The sequence below is a fragment of the Prauserella cavernicola genome (assembly GCF_016595675.1).
Classification (GTDB): Bacteria; Actinomycetota; Actinomycetes; order Mycobacteriales; family Pseudonocardiaceae; genus Prauserella_A; species Prauserella_A cavernicola.
Genome location: NZ_JAENJH010000083.1, coordinates 1 through 284 on the forward strand (window position 1 = coordinate 1; position 284 = coordinate 284).

Below are 284 nucleotides of genomic sequence, written 5' to 3' on the forward strand. Positions count from 1 at the left end.
TCACCGCGCCTGGCACCCGCGCGAGTGCCGCGTACGTCCCGGAGCGCAGGTCCACCACCAGTCCCTCGACCTCGGCGAGCGCCGGTTCGAGCGCCGGACGCCACAGCGAGCGCAGCGTGCCGAAACCGGGCATCGTGCTGCCGCCCGAGAGGCGGTACGCCGGGATCGGGTCGTGCGCGCGCACCACGCCGACCAGCGCCGAGGCCACCGCGAGCCGTCCGCCCGCCCTCGCCAGTTCGGCCTTGCTGAAGCTCGCCGCGCCGAGCGCGTCGTAGAGCACGCCC

The 284-nt window shown here is 76.1% G+C and carries 1 protein-coding gene; it reads right to left on the minus strand.

Annotated features, from left to right (window positions below; translation table 11 throughout):
- Positions 1-284 (minus strand): peroxide stress protein YaaA (yaaA, locus tag JHE00_RS34800; protein WP_200326457.1); only part of this gene is annotated, 284 nt, incomplete at both ends.